The 24,635-nt window shown below is 69.0% G+C and carries 22 protein-coding genes; 10 read left to right on the forward strand and 12 right to left on the reverse strand.

The genetic code is table 11. The features are described from left to right. Positions 1 to 25 precede the first annotated feature (25 nt). From trpS to OO71_RS39540, 3 genes are all read right to left on the reverse strand, one after another. Complete coding sequence (trpS, locus tag OO71_RS39530) at positions 26 to 1,045, reverse strand: tryptophan--tRNA ligase (RefSeq protein ID WP_033295180.1); 1,020 nt, start codon at positions 1,043 to 1,045, stop codon at positions 26 to 28. Positions 1,046 to 1,599: 554 nt separating this feature from the next. Continuing rightward, entirely contained in the window at positions 1,600 to 1,929 is a 330-nt protein-coding gene (locus OO71_RS39535) for a hypothetical protein (protein WP_245633926.1), read from the reverse strand. A gap of 1,287 nt (positions 1,930 to 3,216) precedes the next feature. Beyond that, the gene (locus OO71_RS39540) at positions 3,217 to 4,032 is read right to left on the reverse strand and encodes an exodeoxyribonuclease III (protein ID WP_033295182.1); all 816 of its coding nucleotides are present in this window, start codon (positions 4,030 to 4,032) and stop codon (positions 3,217 to 3,219) included. Between the two features lie 97 nt (positions 4,033 to 4,129). Between OO71_RS39540 and OO71_RS39545 the strand changes: the two genes are divergently transcribed. Next, entirely contained in the window at positions 4,130 to 4,840 is a 711-nt protein-coding gene (locus tag OO71_RS39545; RefSeq protein ID WP_033295183.1) for an MBL fold metallo-hydrolase, read from the forward strand. On the opposite strand, the gene OO71_RS39550 is transcribed toward OO71_RS39545, so the two are convergent. Beyond that, entirely contained in the window at positions 4,841 to 5,140 is a 300-nt protein-coding gene (locus OO71_RS39550; RefSeq protein WP_033295218.1) for a hypothetical protein, read from the reverse strand. 203 nt (positions 5,141 to 5,343) lie between these two features. Next, the gene (locus OO71_RS39555) at positions 5,344 to 6,567 is read right to left on the reverse strand and encodes an NADP-dependent isocitrate dehydrogenase (protein ID WP_033295184.1); all 1,224 of its coding nucleotides are present in this window, start codon (positions 6,565 to 6,567) and stop codon (positions 5,344 to 5,346) included. A gap of 228 nt (positions 6,568 to 6,795) precedes the next feature. On the opposite strand from OO71_RS39555, the gene OO71_RS39560 reads away from it, so the two are divergent. From OO71_RS39560 to OO71_RS39575, 4 genes are read left to right on the forward strand one after another with little or no spacing between them, the layout of a single operon-like run. After that, positions 6,796 to 7,269, forward strand: coding sequence for a hypothetical protein (locus tag OO71_RS39560; RefSeq protein WP_245633927.1), 474 nt, complete (start codon positions 6,796 to 6,798; stop codon positions 7,267 to 7,269). A 26-nt stretch (positions 7,270 to 7,295) separates the two neighbouring features. Beyond that, on the forward strand, positions 7,296 to 7,667 hold the full coding sequence (locus OO71_RS39565; RefSeq protein WP_033295185.1) for a DUF2203 domain-containing protein: 372 nt from the start codon (positions 7,296 to 7,298) through the stop codon (positions 7,665 to 7,667). Further along, positions 7,664 to 8,254: a class I SAM-dependent methyltransferase gene (locus OO71_RS39570; RefSeq protein ID WP_156096790.1), complete on the forward strand. Its 591-nt coding sequence runs from the start codon at positions 7,664 to 7,666 to the stop codon at positions 8,252 to 8,254. Before OO71_RS39565 ends, OO71_RS39570 begins: the two co-directional genes overlap by 4 nt. Positions 8,255 to 8,301: 47 nt before the next feature. After that, on the forward strand, positions 8,302 to 8,880 hold the full coding sequence (locus OO71_RS39575; RefSeq protein WP_033295186.1) for an HhH-GPD-type base excision DNA repair protein: 579 nt from the start codon (positions 8,302 to 8,304) through the stop codon (positions 8,878 to 8,880). 6 nt (positions 8,881 to 8,886) lie between these two features. Here the strand turns inward: OO71_RS39575 and OO71_RS39580 are convergent, their stop codons facing one another. Next, complete coding sequence (locus tag OO71_RS39580; protein WP_033295187.1) at positions 8,887 to 9,366, reverse strand: TetR/AcrR family transcriptional regulator; 480 nt, start codon at positions 9,364 to 9,366, stop codon at positions 8,887 to 8,889. Between the two features lie 61 nt (positions 9,367 to 9,427). Between OO71_RS39580 and OO71_RS39585 the strand changes: the two genes are divergently transcribed. Continuing rightward, positions 9,428 to 10,498 (forward strand): FAD-dependent monooxygenase, encoded by a 1,071-nt coding sequence (locus OO71_RS39585; protein ID WP_063740173.1) that lies wholly within the window; start codon positions 9,428 to 9,430, stop codon positions 10,496 to 10,498. 13 nt (positions 10,499 to 10,511) lie between these two features. Here the strand turns inward: OO71_RS39585 and OO71_RS39590 are convergent, their stop codons facing one another. Both OO71_RS39590 and OO71_RS39595 read right to left on the reverse strand, forming a co-directional pair. Then, positions 10,512 to 11,156, reverse strand: a complete 645-nt coding sequence (locus OO71_RS39590; RefSeq protein WP_033295188.1) for a spermine/spermidine synthase domain-containing protein — start codon at positions 11,154 to 11,156, stop codon at positions 10,512 to 10,514. 13 nt (positions 11,157 to 11,169) lie between these two features. Continuing rightward, on the reverse strand, positions 11,170 to 12,360 hold the full coding sequence (locus OO71_RS39595) for an MFS transporter (protein WP_033295189.1): 1,191 nt from the start codon (positions 12,358 to 12,360) through the stop codon (positions 11,170 to 11,172). A gap of 108 nt (positions 12,361 to 12,468) precedes the next feature. On the opposite strand from OO71_RS39595, the gene OO71_RS39600 reads away from it, so the two are divergent. Continuing rightward, on the forward strand, positions 12,469 to 12,792 hold the full coding sequence (locus OO71_RS39600) for an ArsR/SmtB family transcription factor (RefSeq protein WP_033295222.1): 324 nt from the start codon (positions 12,469 to 12,471) through the stop codon (positions 12,790 to 12,792). A 183-nt stretch (positions 12,793 to 12,975) separates the two neighbouring features. Further along, positions 12,976 to 14,139 (forward strand): MFS transporter, encoded by a 1,164-nt coding sequence (locus tag OO71_RS39605; protein ID WP_033295190.1) that lies wholly within the window; start codon positions 12,976 to 12,978, stop codon positions 14,137 to 14,139. A gap of 6 nt (positions 14,140 to 14,145) precedes the next feature. Here OO71_RS39605 and OO71_RS39610 read toward each other — a convergent pair whose 3' ends face one another. Both OO71_RS39610 and OO71_RS39615 read right to left on the reverse strand, forming a co-directional pair. Beyond that, a complete protein-coding gene (locus tag OO71_RS39610; protein WP_033295191.1) occupies positions 14,146 to 14,448 on the reverse strand; it encodes a DUF3017 domain-containing protein in 303 nt (100 codons plus the stop codon). Further along, positions 14,448 to 15,302, reverse strand: a complete 855-nt coding sequence (locus tag OO71_RS39615; RefSeq protein WP_033295192.1) for a bifunctional methylenetetrahydrofolate dehydrogenase/methenyltetrahydrofolate cyclohydrolase — start codon at positions 15,300 to 15,302, stop codon at positions 14,448 to 14,450. Before OO71_RS39615 ends, OO71_RS39610 begins: the two co-directional genes overlap by 1 nt. A gap of 29 nt (positions 15,303 to 15,331) precedes the next feature. Here OO71_RS39615 and OO71_RS53035 point away from each other — a divergent pair, with 29 nt between their 5' ends. Next, complete coding sequence (locus OO71_RS53035) at positions 15,332 to 15,466, forward strand: hypothetical protein (RefSeq protein WP_281178526.1); 135 nt, start codon at positions 15,332 to 15,334, stop codon at positions 15,464 to 15,466. Between the two features lie 101 nt (positions 15,467 to 15,567). After that, entirely contained in the window at positions 15,568 to 19,986 is a 4,419-nt protein-coding gene (locus OO71_RS52705) for a glycohydrolase toxin TNT-related protein (protein WP_245633928.1), read from the forward strand. 188 nt (positions 19,987 to 20,174) lie between these two features. Here the strand turns inward: OO71_RS52705 and OO71_RS39635 are convergent, their stop codons facing one another. Beyond that, a complete protein-coding gene (locus OO71_RS39635) occupies positions 20,175 to 20,762 on the reverse strand; it encodes a pentapeptide repeat-containing protein (protein WP_033295195.1) in 588 nt (195 codons plus the stop codon). A 53-nt stretch (positions 20,763 to 20,815) separates the two neighbouring features. Continuing rightward, on the reverse strand, positions 20,816 to 24,154 hold the full coding sequence (locus tag OO71_RS39640) for an error-prone DNA polymerase (protein ID WP_033295196.1): 3,339 nt from the start codon (positions 24,152 to 24,154) through the stop codon (positions 20,816 to 20,818). Between the last annotated feature and the right edge of the window lie 481 nt (positions 24,155 to 24,635).

Raw genomic sequence — 24,635 nt, forward strand, 5'->3', positions numbered from 1 at the left:
GGGTGAAGGCCGCAACGCGAGCGGTTCAGCGGGCCGGAAGGAACCCGAGCCGCTCGTACGCGGTGGCAAGCGTGCCCGCCGCGACCTCACGGGCCCGGCGCGCCCCGGCGGCGAGAATCTTGTCCAGCTCGGCCACATCGTCCAAATAGGACTGAACGCGTTCCTGCACCGGCGTGACCCACTCGACGAGCACCTCGGCGAGGTCCTTCTTGAGGTCGCCGTAACCCTTGCCGTCGTAGGCGGCTTCGAGGTCGGTGACACTGCGGTCGGTGAGCGCGGAGTAGATGGTGAGCAGGTTGGAGACGCCGGCCTTCTGCTCGGGGTCGTACCGGATCTCACGGCCGGTGTCGGTGACCGCGGACCGGATCTTCTTGGCCGAGCGCTTGGGATCCTCGAGCAGCTCGATGAGCCCGTTCGCCGCGGACGCCGACTTGCTCATCTTCGCGGTCGGGTCCTGCAGGTCGTAGATCTTGGCGGTGTCCTTGACGATGTAGGGCTCGGGAACGGTGAACGTCTTGCCGAGCCGGTTGTTGAACCGCTGCGCGAGGTTGCGCGTGAGCTCGAGATGCTGCCGCTGATCCTCGCCGACAGGCACGGCATTCGCCTGGTAGAGCAGGATGTCCGCGGCCTGCAGAATGGGGTAGGTGAAGAGCCCGACGCTGGCCCGGTCGGTACCCTGCTTCGCGGACTTGTCCTTGAACTGCGTCATCCGGCTGGCCTCGCCGAACCCGGTCTGACACTCGAGCACCCACCCGAGCTGAGCATGCTCAGGCACCTGACTCTGCACGAAGAGCGCACTACGCCCCGGATCGACCCCGATGGCAAGCAGTTGGGCGGCCGACCGCCGCGTCCGCTCGAGCAACACCTTCGGATCCTGCTCGACGGTGATGGCATGCAGGTCGACGACGCAGTAGAAGGTCTCGTGCGTGTCCTGCAGCCGCACCCACTGGCGGAGCGCGCCGAGGTAGTTGCCGAGGTGAAAGGAGTCGGCAGTCGGCTGGATCCCGGAAAGCACCCGCAGGCGCCCGTTCAGTTCGTCGGACACGCTGGGGATTCTTTCAGGCAGGAGTGCGGGGGTTGCTGGGGGCCCGGGGGTGGGACGCGTGTGATGGGCGGGGTTGGTGTTGCCGGCTGGTCCGTCATCGACGCAGCCGGTGGGGTGGTTTGCCGAACGTTCTGGGCTATCTCGGCGGGTTCGCTGTGGGGCCACCCGGGTTTGGCCATCCCCGTGCCAGGCGCCCCGGTTCCGACCCGCCACCCCAGCGCGTGTGTCGCTGGCCGACCCGGGTTCCGCCACCATCGGCGCGCCCGTTGGACGAGCTGCTGAACATTCCCACTCACCACTGGCGCGCCCGCCACCTGGCCAATTCCAGTGCCACCAGCGCATCCATCAGGCATCCCGCCGAACGTTCCGGCCCGCCACGAGACAACCCGGATTCCTCCAACGATCAGCGCGCCGGTCGGGCAATCTGCTGAACGTCGAGCCCATCATCAGGCAACCCGGGTCCGCCGCCGTCGGCGCGCCCTGCCTTCACCGGCGCGTTCACGTTCGGCCAAACCTCGCGGTTCCTGCGGCCGCCGGTGGGCTCGCTGCGAAGTTCAGGGCAGCCGAAGGGGTTCCAGCGGGCGGGTGGGCTCGTCGGTCTCAGGTTCGGCAGCCCGGATGACCGCCGCGGCGCGGGTCCTTGCCTTGCGGCGCTGTCGCAGCACCCCGAGTGTCATGCCGACGATGCCGAACGCCACCGCCACCAGCCCGACCGGCCCGAGCATCCCGAAACCGGCCGACGTGGTCTCCGCCCGCGCGACGCCGTCGTCCGCGAAAGCTGCCGTGGCCGTTCCTGCGGACGTGACCAGGACCGTCAGCAGTATCGCCAGGACCCGGCCGCCAGCTCGCCCTGCCCCCGATCGGGTGACACCTGAGTGCCCCATCGGACGACGAACGGGCAGCGCGGACCGTGTCACGAACCGGCCTGGGTTGCGCACCGGAGTGCCTCCCGCGAAGTGACTGTTCCTGGCGAGCGTCTCACCCGTACGGATGAGTTCTCGACGTGCTACTGGTCAAAAAACTACCGAGCGTGTCAAGACCTGTCGGATCTGATCAACTCGGGCGCCGAGACTAGCGCCCACCCGGGGAGTAATCGTGGGCGCCCCCGGGGTCTGGACGTCGTCCGTGGTCAGCGCTCTGCAGCCGTCGCGAAACCACGCACAGTGGCCTGCCTCCCGGCGACAACCGGTCGCGATCCCCCTTGCGAACCAACGCGAACTACTCTCCGCGGGTCATTCACCAACCAGGCGAACCGTGCAGGCCGCAGCCGCAATCGAACCCCGCGCGACCCGCCGAGTGGCGTACCCCACACCTGCGAAAAGGGTCGACCTCACCACGGCCCCACCGCCCGAACCCCGCACCGGGGACGAGCAGACCAAGACCGCACCGATCAGATTGCGCCGATCGAAGCAGCGCCGGTCGAAGCCGCGCCGATCAGGGCCGCGCCGATCGAGGCGCGGACACTGAGACCGCGGATACCCAGGCGGCGGAGACCTTGCGCAGCTCTGACCGCGCCAATGAGGGCCACGCCGATCAAGGCAGCAGATCGAGATCGCAGCCGAGCCGCCCCAACCCGGGCACGAGCAAGATCGACGCCGGTCCAACGCGGGCACGAGCAAGCTCCACACCGTCCCAACGCGGGCACACGCACGCACCGCACCGGCCCAACGCGGCGAATGCAGGCTCGCACTGGCCCAACGCGGCGAATGCAGGTTTCCACTCCGGCCCAACTCGGCACACGCAGGCTTCACACCGGCCCAACCCGGCACAACGCAAGCTCCACACCGTCCCAACGCGGGCACACGCACGCACCGCACCGGCTCAATGCGACACGTGCGGGCTCCGCACCAGCCCAACTCGGCCCGACGCGGCGCACGCAGGTGGCACAACGCAAGCACCGCACATCCCAACCCGGCGCACGCAGGTTTCCGCACCGGCCCAACTCGGCACACGCACGCAGGTTTCCGCACCAGCCCAACGCGGCACACGCAAGCACCGCACCGTCCCCAACGCACGGCGCGCAGGACGACACCGCAAGGTCACCGTGGCCCGATGAGGTCGGCGTAGGCACGCCATCCCAACTCCGACCGACCACCCAACCACGCCACCCCAACGCCGATCCAGCAAAGAAGCCGACCCCCGCGAGGGGGGGACCCTCAGCGAGAAAAGCTTCAGCGAGGAAACGGCACGTCATACGAAGCAGTCACCGGCGCATGATCCGACCACCTCTCGGCATACGTCTCTGCCCGTTCGACCACCACCGACGTCACCTTTTCCGCCAACCCCGGCGTCGCCAGCTGGCAGTCGATGCGCCAGCCTGAGTCGTTGTCGAATGCCTTTCCCCGGTACGACCACCACGTGTACGGGCCTGGGCCTTCCGCATCCAGACGGCGCTGGACGTCCGCGTACCCTGCCTCGTAGACGCGGCCCAGCCACTCCCGTTCCTCCGGAAGGAAGCCCGAGTTCTTCTGGTTTCCGCGCCAGTTCTTGAGGTCCACGGTGTCGTACGCGATATTCCAGTCGCCCACCACGACGACTTCCCGGCCCTCCGCAGCCGCCTTCGCGCGCAGTTCCACCAGGTACGGCAGGAACGCCGCCATGAAGCGTTCCTTCTCCTCCTGCCGTTCGGTGCCGACGTCGCCGCTCGGCAGGTACAGGCTCGCCACCACCACCCCGGGCAGGTGCATTTCCAGGTACCGTCCGCTGCCCTCGAACTCGGGCTCGCCGAAGCCGACCCGTATCTCGTCCGGCTCGATGCGGCTGTACAGCGCCACCCCGTTGCGCCCCTTGACCGACGACGGCGCGTGTGCGGCGAACCAGCCCTCCGGTTCGATCACCGAGGCCGGCAGCTGCGCGGCTTCGGCCCGCACCTCCTGGCACGCGACGACATCGGCCTTCGTGGTGGCGAGCCACTCGACGAAGCCCTTCTTGACGGCAGCCCGCAGGCCGTTGACGTTGACAGTCGAAACGATCAGCACCCCGCGCACGCTACCCGCCGGGTCCGACAATTTTCCGCGCGAGCCACCGTCGGCAGGTCAGACGCGAACCACCGGGCAGACGCGAACCACCGGGCAGAATGGCCGAATGCCCCGCCTGACAGTTCTCGGCAGCTGCGGTGCCTGGCCGGAAGCCGGGCGCGCGTGTGCCGGATTCCTCGTGTCCCACCAGGGTTTCCACCTCGTCCTCGACCTCGGCTACGGGGCCGCGGCCAGGCTCTTCCGGCACGTCACCGCGGAGCGGGTCGACGCGGTCGTCGTCACCCATGAGCATCCCGACCACCTCGCCGACGTCAGCGCACTCGGCCGCGCCCGCTACTACTCGACCGACCGCAAACTCCCGCTCCACTGCACCCCGGGCACCACCACCCGGCTCGCCGCGATGGAACCCCACCCGGACCCGGTGGAGATCTTCGACATCCACGACCTCGGCAGCAAAACCGAGCTCGGCCCGTTCCGCCTCACCACCACCCCGCTGCCGCATTACGTGCCCAACCACGGAATCCGGCTGACCGCCCCCGAATTCACCCTCGTCTACACCGGCGACACCGGGCCCGCCCCGCAGCTCACCGTGCTGGCCCGCGACGCCGACCTCCTCATCTGCGAAGCCACCCTGCAGGGCGAACCACCGGACCCGCTACCTCATGACCGCCACCGAAGCAGGCCGTCGCGCCCGGGAAGCAAAACCCTCCTGCTCACCCACTTCTGGCCGGGCTCCGATCGCGCCGTCTCGGTCGCCGAAGCGCGCAACGCATTCGACGGCGAAGTGCTTGCCACGGAAGAAGAACTCACCTGGTGATCAGCACTTCGAACCCGCCAGCGGCTGCACGAAGTTGTTCGCCACCCACTTGCCCTCGGCAATCTTGCGGAAACCGTTCTGCACCACCGGTTGCGCATCGAACTCCGCGCCGTGCAAGTACTTCCCGACGATCTTTCCGTCCGGGGTGGCGGTTTCCCGCGCGTTGAGCACGTCGGCGGTCACCGAGACCTTGCAGCCGGTCGGCGAGCCCTGCGCGTCGGCCTTGCTCTTCTGGCTGAGCGCGTAGATGACGACGACCGCCGCGATGAGCCCGATGATGATCAGAGTCTTCTTGGGCAATCCAAGGATCACGGCCGCCAGTGCCTCCCTCAGTCGCGAAAATCCCCACGACCAGAGTAGGCAGCAACGTCGTGCGCGGACAGGCTTCCCCGCACAGACCACCCGGAGGCGCCAACCGCGTCACCGCCCCGATACCCAGAGTGACGAAAAGGGCACCTCGGAAGACTCCTCCGAGGTGCCCTTTCACCGGCCAGGTAAGAAAATCAGCCCTGCGCGATCTTCTTGGCCAGGTTCTCGTCCAGCGTCGCGAGGAAGTCCTCGGTCGTCTGCCACTCCTGGTCCTTGCCGACCAGCAGCGCGAGGTCCTTGGTCATCTTGCCGCCCTCGACGGTGTCGACGACGACCTTCTCCAGGTTGTTCGCGAAACCGATCAGCTCCGGGTTGGAGTCGAGCTTGCCGCGGTGCTCGAGGCCACGGGTCCACGCGTAGATCGACGCGATCGGGTTCGTGGAGGTCGGCTTGCCCTGCTGGTGCTGGCGGTAGTGCCGGGTGACCGTGCCGTGCGCGGCTTCGGCTTCCACGGTCTTGCCGTCCGGCGTGCGCAGCACCGACGTCATCAGGCCGAGCGACCCGAAGCCCTGCGCGACCGTGTCGGACTGGACGTCACCGTCGTAGTTCTTGCACGCCCAGACGTAGCCGCCCTCCCACTTCAGGGACGCCGCGACCATGTCGTCGATGAGACGGTGCTCGTAGGTGATGCCCTTGGCGGCGAAGTCCGCCTTGAACTCGGCCTCGAAGATCTCCTGGAACACGTCCTTGAACATGCCGTCGTAGGCCTTGAGGATGGTGTTCTTGGTGGAGAGGTAGACCGGGTACTCGCGGTCGAGGCCGTACTGCAGCGACGCGCGCGCGAAGTCCTCGATCGACTTGCGGTAGTTGTACATCCCCATCGCGACACCGCCGCCCTCGGGGAACTTCGCGACCTGGAACTCCATCGGCTCCGACCCGTCGTCCGGGGTGTAGCTGATGGTGAGCGTGCCGGGGCCGGGGACCTTGAAGTTCGTGGCCTTGTACTGGTCGCCGTGCGCGTGCCGGCCGATGATGATCGGCTTCGTCCAGCCGGGTACGAGCCGCGGTACGTTCTGCATCACGATCGGCTCGCGGAAGATCACGCCGCCGAGGATGTTGCGGATGGTGCCGTTCGGCGACACCCACATCTTCTTGAGGCCGAACTCCTCCACGCGCGCCTCGTCGGGCGTGATCGTGGCGCATTTGACGCCGACGCCGTGCTGCTTGATGGCGTTCGCGGCGTCGATGGTGATCTGGTCGTCGGTGCGGTCCCGCTCCTCGATGCCCAGGTCGTAGTAGTCCAGGTCGACGTCCAGGTACGGGTGGATCAGCTTGTCCTTGATGAACTGCCAGATGATGCGGGTCATCTCGTCGCCGTCGAGCTCGACGACAGTGCCCTGGACCTTGATCTTGGCCATGAGCAGCGGTGCTCCTTCCGCGGATCTTCGCGTAGCTTCTTCACACTCTCCGGTAGCGGTACAAGCGTACTGCTTAACCGTGCTGGATGGTTCCAGAAGTGGTCGGCATCAAGTCTCCACCAAGCTGCGGCGCCTCCGCCGACCGGGCACGGACCGTTCCGATTCGCGGAACCGGACGACTCCGGCAACCATCCCATCGCGGGAATCGCCACACTGGGAGGTCACGCCATGTCGTATTCACAGCCGTATCCGGCCTATCCGCCTGCCGTCAACCAGCCGGCCGGGCGAGCCGTGCCACGCGTGCTGAGCGGGCTGTGCGGCCTCGTGCTGACGCCGGTCGCGCTCGGCTTGATGGGGTTCGGCGGGTTCCGGCAGCAACAGGTGCTGACGACGTTCAGCACCCGCAGCGACGCACTCGGCATCGCCCTGCTCGTCGCCGGCGCGGTGCTGCTGCTCGGGGTGGCCGCGCTCGGCGCGTGGTCGTCGGCCGGGCCGGTGACCGGCGGACTGGTGTGGTGCGTGCTGCCCGCGCTGGTCGCGCTGGCCATGCCGCGGTGGGGACTCGAGATCCTGAACGTGCTGCCGCGCGGGAACATGAACTACGGCCTCGCGACCTGGCTCTTCTCCGGCGCCCTGCTCGGCGTCGGGTTTCTGCTGGTCGGCACGGGTCTGGCCGCGACGCTGGCCCGCCGGCGCAGGTAGGACGGCGCCGATGGGAACATTTGCACATGGGACTGTTCACCGTGGCCGAGGCCCGCGCCGAACTCACCCGGCTGCGCCCCGTGCTCGACGAGCTGGTCGAGGTCCGCGCGGAGGCCGCCGAACTCGCCGCGTCACTGCGGCCGGGCGGACGCGACACCGGCCTCGGCGGCCTGCCCGAATGGAAGGCCGCGCAGGCCCGGCTCGACGACCTGATGACCGCGGTCCAGGTCACCGGGGCCGAGCTGAAGGGGTTCGCCCCGCTGCTGGTGGACTTCCCGGCGACCCTCGACGGTGACGACGTCCTGCTGTGCTGGCTCGAAGGCGATCCCGAGCTGTCCTGGTACCACCGGGTCGACCTCGGTTTCGCCGGACGCCGTCCTCTGCGGGAATCACCGTGACCCCCTTCGACGCCGACGCGGCGAAGTACGACGAGGACACCTTCCACCCGTTCGTGGCAGAGCAGTTGATCGACGGCTTGGAACCGCAGCCGCAGTTGCTGGTCGACGTCGCCGCGGGGACCGGCGCCGCGGCGTTCGCGGCATTGCGCCTCGGCCCGGCCGCGGTGCTTGCCGTCGATCTCTCCCCCGCGATGATCGAGATCGCCCGCCGCAAAGCCGCCGACCTGGACCCGGACGGGCGCATCACGTGGCAGGTCGGCTCCGCGGTCCCGCTGCCGCTCGGCGACGGCGAGGCCGACGCCGTGGTGTGCGCGTCGGCATTGCACTTCCTGGGCCCACGAGCGTTGACGGACTGGCGCCGCGTCCTGCGCCCGGGCGGCAGGCTGGCGTTCAGCATGGTGACGGCCCAGCGGTTCAAGCCGTCGGGGGATTACCCGTACCCGCGAGACCTGCGGGTCCCGGGCACGGTCGCCGAGGCCGCCGCTCTGGCGACAGACGCGGGCTTCCGCTCGGCGACGGCTCGTCAGGTGACCCTCGATCAGGGTGACCGGGTACGTCAGGTGTTCGCGGTGTTCGCCGAGGCCTGAGGAGCTTCCCCCGCGGCTGACCGGCCGGTTTGTGCGAAGATGGCGCCATGCTGCGCGAACTGCACCTGACCGGCGACCCGGCCGCCGACAAGCTGCTCAACGACGATCCGTTCGCCCTGCTCACCGGCATGCTCCTGGACCAGCAGTACCCGATGGAGCACGCGTTCGCGGGGCCGCGGAAGATCGCCGACCGGATGGACGGCTTCGACCTGGGCAAGATCGCCGCGACGGACGTCGACACCTTCGTCGAGATGTGTGTGGTCCCGCCCGCGATCCATCGTTACGGCGGTTCGATGGCCCGCCGCGTGCACGCGCTTGCCGAGCACATCATCGAGAACTACGACGGCCGTACCGAAGGCATCTGGCTCGACGGGCGCCCCAAGCCGGACGCCGCCGAGGTTCTCAAGCGGCTACGGGCGCTCCCCGGTTTCGGTGAGCAGAAGGCGAAGATTTTCCTTGCCCTGCTTGGTAAACAGCGCGGCGTCACCCCGAAGGGCTGGCGCGAGACAGCCGGCGCGTACGGCGACCGTGGATCCCGGCGATCCATCGCCGATGTCACCAACGGCGAAACCCTCGCCGAAGTCCGCGCATTCAAGAAGGCCGCCAAAGCCGCCGCCAAGGCCTGACCCGGTCTACGTGAGCGCGGCAAGTCCCGCGCGCACGTCCTCGCCCGAGGGCGCATGCTCGGGGTCGAGCAGCCACTGCATCATCAGCCCCAGCACCAACGCCATCGGCACCGGACCACCCAGCCCGTCACGGCCGTTGTGCAGCATGCGAACGAAAATCTCCCGCACGCCCGCCGACCTCTCCGCTTGCCCGGCGGATTCGAGCAGGGCCACCCACAGGTCCCGGCGAGTCGTGAAGGCGTCGATGACGGCAGGCCACCGTTCCGAGGACTTCGTGGGCAGGCCGTCGGTGATCTCGGCACCGAGCTCGTCGAGAGCCTCGCTCAGGACCTGAGTGAGCAACGCCTCACGGGAGCCGAAGTGGTACCCGATGGCCGCGTGGTTGACCCCGGCGGCCTCGGCGATGTCGCGCACGGACGTGGTGGCCCAGCCCCGTTCGACCAGGCACTTCTTGGCTCCGGCCAGCAAGGCCTCCCGGTTTCCCACGTGCGCTCTCCCCTTTGCCAGGTCGCCGAATCCGCCGTCCCGATCTTCGCAGGCGGCGAGCGTGGCCGGACCCACCCTCGCGTACTTCCTTCACCGCAGCGGATACGACGTCACCGTCGTCGAGCGCGCCCCTGCCCGCCGCACCACCGGGCACGTCGTCGGCTTCAGCCGGGCGCTGGACGAGGTATTCGAGGAAATGGGCATTCTCGACCGGCTCCGGGCACACGACACGAAGATGGGCGACATCGACGTGGTCGACGGCGAAGGGGCGAAACTCGGGCAGCTGCCCGCCGGAACCTTTTCCGGGGTACTCGAAGTGCACAAACCGGAATTGACCGGAATCCTGCACGAAATCACCGGCGATGGCGTCGAATACGTCTTCGACGACTCGATCACCGCCTTGTCCCAGCACGCGGAAGGCGTGAAGGTCGAGTTCGAGCGGGGACCGGCGCGTGAGTTCGACCTGGTTTTCGGTGCGGACGGGCTGTACTCGCCGGTTCGCCGGCTGGCCTTCACCGAATCGGACGGCACGCTGGAGCACCTCGGCATTTCGACGGTCCACTTTTACCTGGACAACTACCTCGGCCTCGAACGTCAGACCGTGCTGCACATGGCGAACGGAACAGCCGTCATTCTCATCAACAACCGGGAGCCCGACCGGCTCATGGTGAGCCTGTCGCTCGCAACCGGCTCCCCGGCGCTGGACCGCAGCAGCCGCGAGGAGCAGGAACAAGCATTCCGTACGGCGTTCGCCGGGCAGGGATGGGAAGTGCCGCGGTTGCTGAAGGCGATGTCCGACGCAGACCGGCTGTACGTGTTCTCATCGATCCAGGTCCGGATGGAAACCTGGGCACGCGGCCGGGTCGCACTGGTCGGCGACGCCGGTTACTGCGCTGCTCCGATCAGCGGCAGAGGTACCTCACAGGCCATGCTCGGCGCCCGCTCCATCGCCCGGAACCTGGTCGCGGCGGGCGGAGAGCACGAAGCCGCTTTTGCCGCCTACGAAGCAGAACTGCGGCCCTACGTCGCAGAAAGTCAAGAGATCGGCCGCAAATCCGCACAGTTGATCGTGGGAGAATTCGATCAGGCGGAGATGGGCAGCAGGCTGGACCTCGGCAACCTGGCCCCCTGACCCGAACGAAGGGTCACCCGCGGGCGAACCACACCACGTCCGGCTCCCCGCGGGGTACCGCAATCTCCACCGTCTCCACCTCCGCGAACGCACCCCGCAGCCGGGTCGTGAAGTCCGGCGAAGCACCCGCACTCCACACCGCCAGAATGCCACCCGGGCGGAGCAGCCGGGAAAGCCTCGCCAGACCGGAAGCCGCGTACAGCGCCGTATTCCCGGCCGTGACTGTCCACTCCGGACCGTTGTCGATGTCCAGGCACAGCGCGTCGAACATCTCCCCCGTGCCACGCAGCCACTCCACCAGGTCGGCTTCGAGCACGGTGACCCGCGGGTCGTCCAGGGCGCCGCCGTGGACGACCCGCAGCGGGCCGGTGCGGTTCCACTCGATCACCGCCGGTTCGCGTTCCACCACCACGACTTCGCCGACGTTCTCGTGGTCCAGCGCGGCCCGCAGCGAGAATCCGACGCCGAGGCCGCCGATCAGCATCCGCGCGCCCGGGGCGAGCCGGCCGGCCGCGCCGGTGACCAGCAGCCGCTCCGACTCGCCGCCCCGCGTGTCCATCAGGAACACGCCGTTCTCGATCACCTCGAACGCGGTGCCGTCGCGGCGCAGCACCAGCTCGCCGCCGCGCCCGGACACGGTTTCCAGTACCTCCACCACGTCCGGCAGCTTCTCAGACCGCGACCTTCTCGCGGGCCACCACCCGCTTGCGCGAGCCCCAGAAGAACAAGATCACCAGCGTGGCCGCGGCCGCGAGCACCGCGGCCACCTCCGGCAGAACCATCGCACCCGCTGACGTGAGCACCGCGCCACCGACCACGCCGGACAGCCCGACCCCCAGGTAGATCGCCGAAGCGTTGAGCGACAACGACAATCCCGCGTGTCCCGGCGACAGCTCGATCAGCCGGTGCTGCACCGGCGGCCCGAACGACCAGTTCGCCACTCCCCACACGAAGAGCGTGATCCCAGCCCCGACCACGGTCGACGACGTGAACGGCAGCAGCACCATCACGACCGTGAACCCGGCAAGCACGAGCAGGAGCGGCTTGCGCGCGCCCCACCGGTCCGCCGCCCGGCCACCGAGGAAATTGCCGACCGCACCGCCGATTCCGTAGCAGAACAACAGCACCGTGACGGTCCCGCCGGTGATCCCGGCCGTCGCGGCGAGCACCGGCGACACCAGCGTGTACACCATGAATGCGGCCAGGCACGCGAGCACGGTGGTGACCAGCAAGGCGATCACCCGCTTGTCCCGCGCCACGGCGAACCGCTCGGCCAGCGAGACCGCGGGCGGCGCGGAAACCCGCGGCAGCGCGACCTGCACCGCCGCCGCCCCGACCAGCGACAGGACCCCGACGAACAAGAACGCCGCCTGGTAATCGAGCTGCTGGGAGATCAAACTGCCCAGCGGGACACCGAAAATCAACGCGATGGTGAGCCCGCCGAACACGAGCGACACGGCCCGGCCCCGACGTTCCGGCGTGGTCAGCTCCGCCGCGACCGCTGTGGCGGCAGGCGTGTACACGGCAGCCCCGATCGCCGTGACGACCCGAGCGATCAACAGCGTGGTGTACCCCGGCGCGACGGCCGCGAAGAGGTTTCCGACCCCGGCCACCGCAAGCGCGGCGACCAGCAGCGTGCGCCGCTCCCAGCGGCCGGTGACCGCCGCGAAGATCGGCGAGCCCACCGCGTACGCGATCGCGAAAGCGGTGACGAGCTGCGCCGCGGCCGTGGCGGAGACGTGCAGCTCGGAGGTCAGCGCGGGCAGCAGCCCGGCCACGATGTAGCCGCTGGTGCCGACGCCGAAGGCCCCGAACGCGAGCACGCTGTTTCGTGCCACGGCCGAGGACGAGACGCTGGACATGAAGGTCCCCCAAAGACAGTGAACGGATAGTTCGACGAACGTCGTAGTTCGATGACGACCGTACACGCGTCCACCGACAATTTCGAGAAGCGTCGTACTATGGACGGCATGCCCGCCACTGTGCCGCTCACCCCGCTCGCGCATCCCGCCCGCGAGGAGATCACTGTCGAAGCGGTGCTGCGCGCGCTCGCCGACCCGGTCCGGCTCGCGATGGTCCGGCAGCTGGCGCAGGCCGAGACGGAGATCGCCTGCGGTGGTTTCGAGGTTCCGGTGACGAAGTCCACACTCACCCACCACCTCGCGATCCTGCGCCAGGCCGGGGTGATCGTGGGACGGCAGGCCGGTACCACGCGCTACAACACTTTGCGCCGCACCGATCTTGACGCGCTGTTCCCCGGCCTCCTCGACGGCGTTCTCGCCGCGCCGCGGTAACGCGTGGCGGGCCTCACCCGGATATCCGGATGACAAAGCCACCCCTCGTGGGTTGAACTGGGACAAGACAGCTCGGGCGGCGTCGGGGCCGCACGGGCTGTCTAGTTTTTTGCCCTCGAACTAAAGCGCTTCAGAACGGGTCGCGGCCCGGCTGAGCAATCGATTTCTCAAGGAAGGAGAGCCGTGCCCGTCGCGTTGCTCGCACTCGCCGTCGGCGCCTTCGGCATCGGCACCACCGAGTTCGTGATGATGGGTGTGCTGCCCCAGACCGCCGCGGACTTCCACCTCGACATCCCGTCCGCCGGCTACTTCATCTCCGCGTACGCACTCGGCGTCGTGATCGGTGCCCCGCTGCTCACCGCGCTGGCCGTGCGGCTGCCCCGCAAAACCATGCTGATGGCGATGATGGGCCTGTTCACGGTGGGCAACGCGCTGTTCGCGCTGTCGCCCAACCAGGACTTCGGCATCGTGTTCAGGTTCCTCGCCGGGCTGCCGCACGGTGCGTTCTTCGGCGCGGGCGCGGTGGTTGCGTCGAGCCTCGTGCAGCCGGGTCAGCGCGCGAAGGCTGTGTCGATGATGTTCATGGGGCTGACGCTGGCGAACGTCGTCGGCGTACCGCTCGGCACCCTGCTCGGCCAGCAGGTCGGCTGGCGCGCGACGTTCGGCGTGGTCGCGCTGATCGGGCTGGTTGCGATCGCGGCCATCATGAAGCTGGTACCGCATCAGGGACGTCCGGCCGAACCGTCGCTGCGTGGCGAGCTGAGCGCATTCCGGCGGCCGCAGGTGTGGCTGGCGCTGGCGATCGTGGTGTTCGGTCTCGGCGGTGTTTTCGCCTGCCTGTCCTACATCGCGCCGATGCTGACCGATGTCGCCGGGTACTCGCCGGCCAACGTCACCGTGCTGCTTTCCCTTGCCGGAGTGGGCATGACGATCGGCAACTACCTCGGCGGACGGCTCGCCGACAAGGCGCTCATGCCGAGCCTGTACGTCGCGTTGCTCGCGCTGGCCACCGTGCTCGCGATCTTCACCGTCACCGCGCAGGGCAAGGTCGGCGCGGCGGTCACGATCTTCTTCGTCGGTGTCGCGGGCTTCATGATCGGCCCGATGATGCAGGCGCGGATCATGGAAAAGGCAGGCGGTACGCCGTCGTTGGTGTCGGCGGCGGTGCAGTCGGCGTTCAACATCGCCAACTCGATCGGCGCGTACCTCGGCGGCCTGGTCATCGCTGGCGGGCTCGGCCTGCTGGCGCCGAACTGGGTCGGCGCGCTGCTGGCTGTGCTCGGGGTGTCGATCGCGGCGGTGTCCGGGCTGCTCGACCGGCGTGAGGCGCTGGCGCTGGCTTCGTGAGGACGGTCAGGACGAAGTGTCGAAGGGGCCGCCCACGATGGTGAGGGCGATGTAGAGGACTGCGGCGCACAACGCGGCGTACGTCGCTACGTCGACCGCCTTACCGCGAATCGCGAGCAGCCCCGCCTTCTCCTCCGGAAGCAATGCGCGCAACGCTCCAGCCACGAAGAGGGCAACGCCGACCAGTACGGCTCCTTCGCGCCAGTGGTACTGCAACGCGCGCACTACGGCGCCCGCAAGCAGCAGCAGTACCACCGCAAATGGCACATGGACGAGCCACGGACGGTCGCCGCGCTCTCGCATCGCCATCAGCGCGCAGCCGCGCGTTCCGCGGCCTCGACCACGTTGCTGACCAGCATCGCCCGCGTCATCGGCCCGACGCCGCCGGGGTTCGGCGACAGCCAGCCGGCCACCTCGGCGACCGCTGGGTCGACGTCGCCGGTGAGCTTGCCGTCGACGTGCGAGACGCCGACGTCCAGCACTGCCGCGCCGGGCTGCACCATGTCCGGTTTGATGATCCCGGGGACCCCGGCCGCGGCGATGACGATGTCCGCGCGACGGACCTCGGCGGCCAGGTCACGCGTCCCGGTGTGACAGAGCGTGACGGTGGCATTTTCGCTACGCCGCGTGAGCAACAGACCGAGCGTCCGCCCAACGGTGATCCCCCGGCCGACCACGGTGACGCGGGCGCCGTTCAGCTCGACGCCGTGGCGCTTGAGCAGCACGATGATCCCGTACGGCGTGCACGGCAGCGCGCCTTGGCGGCCGAGGACGAGCCTTCCGAGGCTGACCGGGGCGAGGCCGTCGGCGTCCTTCTCCGGGTCGATGCGCTCGAGGACGCGGTTGGCGTCGAGGTGTTTGGGCAGGGGCAACTGGACGAGGTAGCCGTGGCAGGACGGGTCGGCGTTGAGATCGTCGACGACGGCTTCGAGCTTCTCCTGGGAGATATCCGCAGGCAGATCGCGGCGGATCGAGTTGACGCCGATCTTCGCGCTGTCCGCGTGCTTCATCTTCACGTAGGAGTGGGAACCGGGGTCGTCGCCGACCAGCACCGTGCCCAGCCCGGGCACGATCCCCTGCTCGGCCAACTTCTCCACCCGCGGGCGCAGCTCCGCGAAAATGGCGTCCTTCGTGGCCTTGCCGTCCAGAATCTTCGCCGTCACGTGAGTCATTCTCGCAGAGCCGCCGTGCGGTGCCGGGCAGGAGTGGGCCCGGCACGCTGCGTACCGGCGACACCACCCGATCGGCCCGCGCGTCGTACCGGGCGCTGGCGGCCGCCGGACGTAAACTCGGCGTGCTCCACCGCATCACCCACCCGGGCGTGTGACCCGTCCCATATCGCGTCCGTCGAGGTCAGCGGGTATGTCCGCTTGTCCGAGGGTGGCAAAAGACCTATGCGGGGTGCGTTCGCGCGCGCGAGCAGTCAAAATGTTCCCTGTGGCACAACCGACGACGCAGCTGAACGCGACCGAGCAGGACACCCTGGTCAAGCAGATCGGACTGGCCCTGCTCCGCGCAGCCCCACGCGACTGGCGCAAGGTCACCGCGGAGTACCGCGCCGTCGGCAGGTACCACGAGCTGATCGGCGAGATCGGGCTGGAGGACGGGTCCACCCAGGAGTGGGTGGCCACGCACGACATCGCGACCCTGTTCGGCAGGCTCCGCGCCGGGATGTACCGCGACGGCCGCGGCACCTGGTTCAACGCGCGGTACCAGCTCGACCACCCGTCCAGCTACAACCTCGAGTACAACCGCGACGAGCCGCAGTGGCACCTCGCGCCGCCGCCCCAGGCGTACTCCGACGAGCTGCGGATGTTCCCGCGCACCGAGGAGAACGTGCCGGAGTGGCTGATCCGCCGGATGTCCGGCCTGGGCCCGGAACAACCCGGCCCGCACTTCCGCATCGCCCGGATCTTCGACACGATCGGCCCGGCGGGCCGTCCGGTGATCAACCGCCCCGACCTGGACGTCGACGAGCAGGACAACCTGCTCGACTACCTGGACCACGCCCCGGTGGTGGTCCAGGACCGCGGGTACGACATCGACCGCCTCGCCCAGACCCCGGAGGCAACCGTCCCGGTGGCCTTCCACAGCGACGGCCACTGGATCTGGCCGGCGGCGGTCAACTTCTACCTCCGCACGTATGGGGTGTCCCCGGAAGCCGACCTGATCGAGCACATCCGGGCGAACGCATTCCAGCTCCCCCAGGTGGACGACCTGACGCTGCAGGGGGCGGCGGCGTATCTCACGCGGGGGAACCAGCCTCCTCAGCAACGTCCTGGCCCTGGTGGGGCTGGGGGTTCTGGTGGTCCTGGGGGTCTTGGGGGTCTTGGGGGTCCCGGTGCTACTGGGGGACCTGGCGGGGCTGGTGGTCCTGGCGCTGGCGGTCCTGGCGCTGGCGGTCCTGGTTCAGCTGGGGGCCTTGGTGCAGCTGGGGGTCCCGGTGCGGCCGGTGGTCCAGGTGGGGCCGGGGGCCCTGGTTCTGCTGGTGGTCCTGGCGGAGCTGGTGGTCCTGGTTCAGCTGGCGGGCCCGGCGCGGGCGGGGGTTCTGGTCCAGCCGACGGGCCTGGTGCGGCCGGTGGTCTTGGGGCCGGTGCTCTTGGCGCTGGGGGTCCAGGCGCGGCCGGTGGTCCTGGTGGAGCTGCCGGTTTCGGTGGACCGGGCAGGCCAGGTACGGCTGCCGGTCCTGGCGGATCCGACAGCCCGAATGGCGCTGGTGGCCCCGGCAGCCCGGCCGGTGCCGGCGGCTTGGGCGGGTCAGGCCGTCCGGCTGGCCCGGAGGGCCCAAGCAGGTTCGGCGGCCCGGGCGGACCCGGCGCCAACGGACCGCTCGACCCGGACGGCCCCGGTCAGCAAGGCGCCAGGCCCGGGCCACCGGGCGGCGCCGCTTCACCGGGAGGCCCCGGATTCGCCGGAGTGCCAGGCGCCCCGGGTCCAGTCGGCGGCCCCGGCCCGGCAAGCAGGCAGAACTCGGAAGACTCTGACTCCCCGGACGTCGCGGATTTCTCCGACGCCCCAGGTTCCGCAGGTCGCCCAGACACGCCGGGCTTCGCCGATGCCGGATCCGCAGGTCGCCCAGGCACGCAGGCCGGGGCAGGTTTCGCCGACGTCCCAGGTTCACCGGGCTTTGCCAACGCCGGATCCGCAGGTCGCCCAGGCTCGCACGGCGGGCAGGATTTCGCCGACACCCCAGGCTCCGCAGCTCGCCCAGGCACGCCGGGCGAGACAGGCTTCACCGACACAGGCAGCCAAGGCTCGCACGGCGGGCAGGATTTCGCCGACGCCCCGGGTTCCGCAGGTGGCCCAGGCACGCAGGATGGCTCGGCTTCCTCGCAGGGCGGGTCGGCGCCGCAGGGTGGTTCGCAAGGTGCGGGCGCCGGAACGCAGGGCACGCGAGTGGCCTCCCCGGTTGCTGCGCCGGGTCGGAGTTCTGGTGGTCCCGACAGTCCGGGCGGGTCGAGTGGGCTGGGCGTCGCCGCTGCGGCCGCGGCGGGGGCAGCCGCGGTTGCGGGGTTCGCGGCTTCGCGTGGCACCAGCGATTCCGAAGCCCGCCACAGCGAGCCCGACACCCCCTACGGCCGGCCTGACCACGACACCGCTTCCCACGAGGCGGACGGGATCGTCGGCGAGAACGGCCTCATCGGCGCCGACGGGCCCGCAAACTCCCGTCCCGACGAAGCCGCCATCCCGAACCGCCACGCCGCCGCTCCGGAAACCGGCCAGCAGGAGGGTCGGCGCGCCGAGCAAGAGGGTGGCCGGAGGAGGGCGCAGCCGGACGTCGAGGACGAAGACGCACGTCTGACCGCCGAGCAGGAACCCGGCCGACGGAGCACCGAAGGCGGACGTCGAGCGGCGGAGCCCGAAGGCGCCCTCCACAGCGAAGACGCGCTCCGCACCCCGGACGACGACCGTGCCGACCTCGGCGGCGGCCACCGAATCGCCGAATCGGCAAACGCCTCTCTCGACACTGAGCTGGACAACAGCCACGGCGAGCCGGAACCCAGGCAGGCAACCGGTAGCCCGGCCGAATTCGACAACGACCACGCCGGACTCGAAGACGACAGCCAGGATGCGGAATTCGACCCCGACGGACGTAACGCCGGACTCGAAGCAAGCAGCGACCTCGAAGCAAGCAGCGAGAACGCCGAAACCGGCCGACGAAACGCCGCTGTCGAAGGCGAACGTGCAGAACCGGAAACCGACCCCCGCGGCGAGGACAGCGAGCGAAGGGGCATGGACGCCACCCGCCCCAATGTCGATGCTGACCGCCAGCCCGCCACCGAGGAGGGCAGTCACGCCGGAGCAGCCGCAGCGGGCGTAGCGGCAGCGGGTCTGGCTGCAGCCGGTCTCGCGGCGACCCGGAGCCGCGACGACGCCGGGGAAACCGAAGGACGTCACGGGCTCACCGAGGACACGCAAGAACCGCCATTCGAGCAGGACTTCGACGCGTCCTACCACGACAGCCAGGACAGCTACGACAGCCACGACTACGCCGGCGACGAGGACCACACCCAGGAGCACCACGACTTCGTCCCGAGCCGCAACGGCACCGGTCCGGCGAACGCGGCGGACGACGACGAGGACCACACCGCCCCGTACGAGCCCGTCGACGCCGGGCACGAGGAGCCGGTGCTCTTCACCCACGGCAACGAACCGGCCCGCGAAGACGAGCTGTTCACCCACTCGGACCGGGACGACTACGAGGACGAATCCGACTACGACCCGGGCCCGCCCACCGCGATGATCATGCCCGGCTCCGAGGTGCCCGGTGCGCTGCCGGTACCGGAGATGCCGGTGGCGCCGTCGGGTGGACGGCGGAAGCTGCGGGAACGTCCGGCCGAACCGGCGCGGCACCCCGAGCCAGCGTTGGCCGACCTGCAGGCGAGGCTCGACGAGCTGGACGTGCCCGAAGCCGCGTACCGGCTCGGCGGACCGGCTGAGCGCGGGTGGAGCGTCGAGGAGGTGGACGAGGGCTGGCGCGTCGGCTGGTACGACGGCGAGCTGATCAACCCGGCGGTGTTCGGCGACGCGGAGGACGCCGCGGCGTTCATGCTCGGGAAGGTGCTGATGTACCCGGACGGGTACGTCGCGGCCGAGCCCGCGCCCCCGGCTCCCGCCGACCCGGTCGCCGACGCACCGAAGCCGCCGGTGATGGCGACGCTGTCGCCGGAGGTCGCCACGGGTTCGTTCCCGGTGCGGCCACGGGAGAACGTGCCGCCGCAGGAGCAGACCGCGTTCACCCCGGCCGACCAGCTGCTGGCCGACGACGAGCCCCCGGTACGGCAGCCGCCTCCGCCGCCCACGCAGATCGCGGCTCCGGTCAGCGCACCGCCGACGCAGGTCACGCCGCCGGTCGGGGCGCCTCCGATGGCGCCGCCGGTCGGTCCGCCGCCGACCCAGATCGCGCCGGCCGTCGGTGCCCCGCCGCGGCGGGAGCCTCCGGTGCGTCGCGAGGAACCGGTGCGTGCCAACGGATCCGGTGGCGGCAGCGGCCAGTGGCCGATCTCGCCGCTGGCCGGGGAACCGCCGCTCACCCTGTTCCGCGGCAAGGAACTGCGCGAGCTGCCCGCGGGCAGTGAGCTGGACCGGTTCGGCGGCCCGAACGGCAACCTGACCTACGCGGCGGGCACCCCGTTCGAGGAACGCTCACTGGTGCCGGAGTGGGTCAACCGGCCCTATCACGTGTACCGGGTGCAGCGTCCGCTGGAAACCCTTGCCGGAGTGGCGATCCCGTGGTTCAACCAGCCCGGCGGCGGATCGGCGTACCTGCTGCCCGCCAGCATCGACGAGCTCCTCGCCGAGGGTGACCTGATCGAACTCGACCCGGGCGAACCGCCGATCGACTGACGCATCGGAAGGGCCTCGGAAGGGGGCGAGGCGGACCGGCCTCGCCCCTTTTTCGTGCCCGGCTCAGCTTCCGGGTACGGCCTCGCGCTCCGGGGTGGACATCGCCGGGCCGACGTTGGTCGCCGCTTCCATATCCCGCACCTACTTCACGACCAAGCCGTGCGCAGCCGCATACCCGATTCCAGCACCTACTTCACGACCAGGCCGTGCGCCGCGGCATACCCGACCGCCAGTTCGACGTCCACATACGCACCCCGCAGGTCCGCCTGCACCAAGCCGTTCGCGTCCACCACCGCGCCGCGCAGGTCGGCACCCGGAAGTTTCGCGCCGAGGAGGCGGGCGCCGGACAGGTCGGTACCACGGAGGTCGGAATCCGTCAGATCCGTCTCCGTCAGGTTCACTTCCCGCATTCGCAGGCCCGACAAGTCCAGTTTTCGTAGCCGTCCCCGGGCGAACGAGGCCAGCGACAGGTCGCATTCGGTGAGCGCGATACCGGTGTATCGACAGTCCACAAAGGACGATCCCAGCAGCGAGCACGACGACCACCGGCTGTCCGCCAGCACCGCGCGGTCGAACGTGCACGAGCGGAACGCCGAGGCGTCGTGCCGTGAGCCCGCGAGGTCGACCTTGGTGAAGTCGCAGTTGTCGAACGTGCAGCCGCGGGTACGGAGGTCGCGCAGGTCCGCCTCCGTGAAGTCGCATCCCGCGAACTGGCGTTTTTCCCACCACTGGCCGGAAAGTTGCGCTTCGGAGTAGTCCTCGCCGGTCTCGGTCACCCGGACAGGATGTCATCCGCCCCGGCACCACCTCCCCGACGGGGTCGCTTCGGTCACCGGAAGTCCCGCGATTTCATGGGTACGCGCAACGACAACGGCTCCAGTTTCTCCGCGCGCACGCTCGCCACGCCGTCCGCATTTTCGACCACACCACGCACGAGCAGCGCCGGACTCCCCCGCGCGATCCGGTGGAACCGTTGCCACAGCCCGAGCGTGCAGATCACGTTCACCATGCCGGTCTCGTCCTCGAGGTTGAGGAACGTGACCCCACCGGCGGTCGCCGGACGCTGCCGGTGCGTGACCGCTCCCCCGACGAGCACCCGCGTGCCGTCGGCCTGGCTCAGCAGCCGGTCGGCGGTGACCACCCCGAGCGCGTCGAGCCGGTCGCGGATGAATTCCGTCGGGTAGCTGCCGGGCGAGATCCCGGTGGCCCACACGTCGGCGGCGGCGAGGTCGAGCCCGTCCATGCCCGGCAGCATCGGCGCGTCGACCCCGACGCCGGTACCAGGCAGTTTCTCCGGCCGATCCTGCGCGACGGCGCCGGCAGACCACAGCGCCTGCCGCCGGTCGGGCCCGAACCCGCCGAACGCCCCCGCGGTGGCCAGCGCTTCCAGCTGCGGCGTGGTGAGCCGAACCCGGCGGCCGAGGTCGGACATGCTCTCGTATCGGCCGTGCGCCTGCCGCTCCGCCACGATTTCCTCGGCCAGCGTGTCCCCGATCATCCGGACGGTCCCGATCCCACCCCGTACGGCATGGAGCCTTCCCTTGTCCGGCAACGGTTCCAACGTGGCGTGCGCCAGGCTCAGGTTGATGTCGGGCCCGAGCACCGTGACCCCATGCCGGCGCGCATCGGCCACCAGCGACTGCGGCGAGTAGAAGCCCATCGGCTGCGCCCGCAACAGGCCTGCACAGAACGCGTCCGGGTGGTAGTACTTGAAGTACGCGCTGGAGAACACCAAATGCGCGAAGCTCAACGCGTGACTTTCGGGGAACCCGAAGTTGGCGAATGCTTTCAGTTTCTGGAAGATCTTCTCGGCGAGCTCCTCGTCGAGCTCGTTCGCCATGGCGCCGTCGAGGAATCGCTTGTGCAGCCGTTCCATTTTTCGCTGCGAGCGTTTCGACCCCATGGCGTTCCGCAGCTGATCGGCCTCGGTGGCAGTGAAATTCGCTACCTCCAGGGCGATTTGCATCATCTGCTCCTGAAACAGTGGAACTCCCAGCGTTCTGTCCAGTGCATTTTTCAGCAGATGATGGTCATGCTCCCATTCTTCACGTTCTTGCTTGCGCCGAATATACGGGTGCACCGAGCCGCCCTGAATCGGACCTGGCCGAATCAGGGCGACTTCCACCGCCAGTTCGTAGAGGTCTCGCGGGCGCAATCGTGGCAGCGTGGCCAGCTGAGCCCGGCTCTCCACCTGAAACACCCCGATGGCGTCGGCACGGCAAAGCATGTCGTAGATGTTCTCGTCCTCAAGATTCAATTCGGCGATGTCAATTTCCTCGCCTTTGTAATCCCAGACAAGGTCGATCATGTAATGCAGCGCCGAAAGCATGCCGAGGCCGAGGAGGTCGAACTTCACCAGACCGACCGCAGCACAGTCTTCTTTCTCCCATTGCAGAACACTGCGGTTTTCCATCCGCGCCCACTCGACCGGACACACCTGACTCACCGGCTCACGGCACATCACCATGCCGCCGGAGTGGATGCCGAGGTGGCGAGGGAAGTCCTCCAGCGCGCAAGCCAGTTGCACGACGTCGCGGGGAATATCGTGGTCGTGATCCTTTTCGGTGCCGCGCAAGGCACCCCAGCGGTCGATCTGCTTGCTCCACGCATCCTGCTGGCCGGGCGAATAGCCGAGCGCCCGAGCAGCATCGCGGATTGCGGAACGGGCGCGATAGGTGATCACGTTCGCGACCTGTGCGGCATTGAGCCTGCCATGCTTTTGGTAAACGTACTGGATCACCTCCTCCCGCCGGTCGGATTCGATGTCGATGTCGATATCCGGGTACTCGTCACGATTCGGTGCAAGGAATCGCTCGAAGAGCAGCGTGTACTTCATCGGATCGACGTTGGTGATGCCCAGCGCGTAACAGACCGCCGAGTTGGCCGCAGAACCCCTTCCCTGACAAAGGATGTCGCTTCGACGGCAGAAGCGCACGATATCCCAGACGATCAGAAAGTACCCAGGGAATCCCCGATTCTCGATGATCGTCATCTCGTGCTCGATCTGCTGCCATGCCTCGGCGGCTTTTTCCTTTCCCTGGTAACGCTTTTTGAACCCCTTCCGCACACGGCGGCGCAGATAGGTGGTCTCGTCATACCCCGGGGGTACGTCGAACGGAGGTAGTTCCGGCGCAATGAGTTTCAACGGGAAAGCACATTCCACCCCCAGCAGCGCCGACCGCTGTACCGCACCCTTGTACCGGCCGAAGATCTTCTCCATTTCGGCGCCGGAACGGAGGAATGCGGTGCCGTCGCCGGGAAGCCAGCCTTCGAGGTCGTCGATGCCGCGGCGGGCGCGGATGGCGGCGAGGGCGTCGGCGAGGCGGCCGCGTTCGGGGCGGGCGTAGTGCGCGGCGGTGGTGGCGACGGTGGGCAGACCGAGTTCTTCGGCCATTCTGGCGAGCAGGTCGTTGTGCGTGCTGTCGAGGGGCTGGCCGTGGTCGATCAGCTCGACGTACACCTGGTCGCGGCCGAAGAGGTCGACGAGACGACGCAGTTCGGCGGCTGCTGCGCCAGGACCTTCGCGGACCAGCGCCGAACGCACGGATCCTTTGCGGCAACCGGTGAGTACCGCGCAATTCCCGGCGACTTCCTCCGCCACGGCACGCAAATCGTAGATCGGACGGCCTTTTTCCGCGCGATCGCTGGACGGCGCCTCGTCGTCGTGACCGCGTAACTGTCCCGCGGTGATTGCCCGGCACAGGCTGCGGTAACCCTCGTCGCCGCGGGCCAGCAGCAGGAGGTGCTCGCCTTCGGGGTCGGCGACGCCGTTCTGCGGGCCGGACAGCCCGAAGCTCAGCTCGGTGCCGAACACCGTTGCCACACCCAGTTCTCTGGCCGCCTCGGCAAACCGGACGACGCCGTACATACCGTCGTGGTCGGTGAGCGCGATGGCGTCGAGCCGCAGGCGGGCAGCTTCTTCCACCAGCTCCTCGGGATGGCTGGCACCGTCGAGAAAACTGAAGTTGGAATGGCAATGCAGCTCGGCGTACGCCACCCGATGACCGGACTCGAGGTCACTACTCGGCGGCGGTACGTGAGCGGGGCGCTGGTACTCCTCACGTTTTCGCCCCCAGGCAGGACTGTCCCCATGATCACCGGGCGGCAGCTCACCCGCCAGCGCCCGCGCAAGGTCCTTCCACCGGACCGGCGGGTTGTTCCAGCCCATCTCACTCCCTCCGGTTCTCAGGTGAGCGCCGGGGTTCCGGGATGAGCAGTGCTACCCCGGACGGCACCGGGACATCAGCCGGACGCGGCCGGACCGGCCATGGCAGAGCGGAATCCGGCGAGGCGGGCTGCGGTGGCATGGAGCGCGGCGGGGCGGAGTCCGGCTGAGCAGGGCGCGGCGAGGCGGAGTCCGACTGAACAGGGCGCGGCGAGGCAGAGTCCGACTGAACAGGGCGCGGCGAGGCAGAGTCCGACTGAACGGGGCGCGGCGAAACAGGACCCGGCGAAACAGAATCCGGCTGAGCAGGGCGCGGCGAAACGGAACCCGGCAGAGCAGAGCGAGGCAGGCCGGGCCGCGGCGGGACGAAGCGAGGATCGACATGGTCCGAATCGCCGGAGTGCGCCGCTGCGGGATCCGGCGCGCTGGGATAACGAGGCGCGCCGAGGTAAGGCGGGACGGAACGCGGCGGAGCGAGGTCGCC

Source organism: Amycolatopsis jejuensis (genome assembly GCF_000717335.1).
Classification (GTDB): domain Bacteria; phylum Actinomycetota; class Actinomycetes; order Mycobacteriales; family Pseudonocardiaceae; genus Amycolatopsis; species Amycolatopsis jejuensis.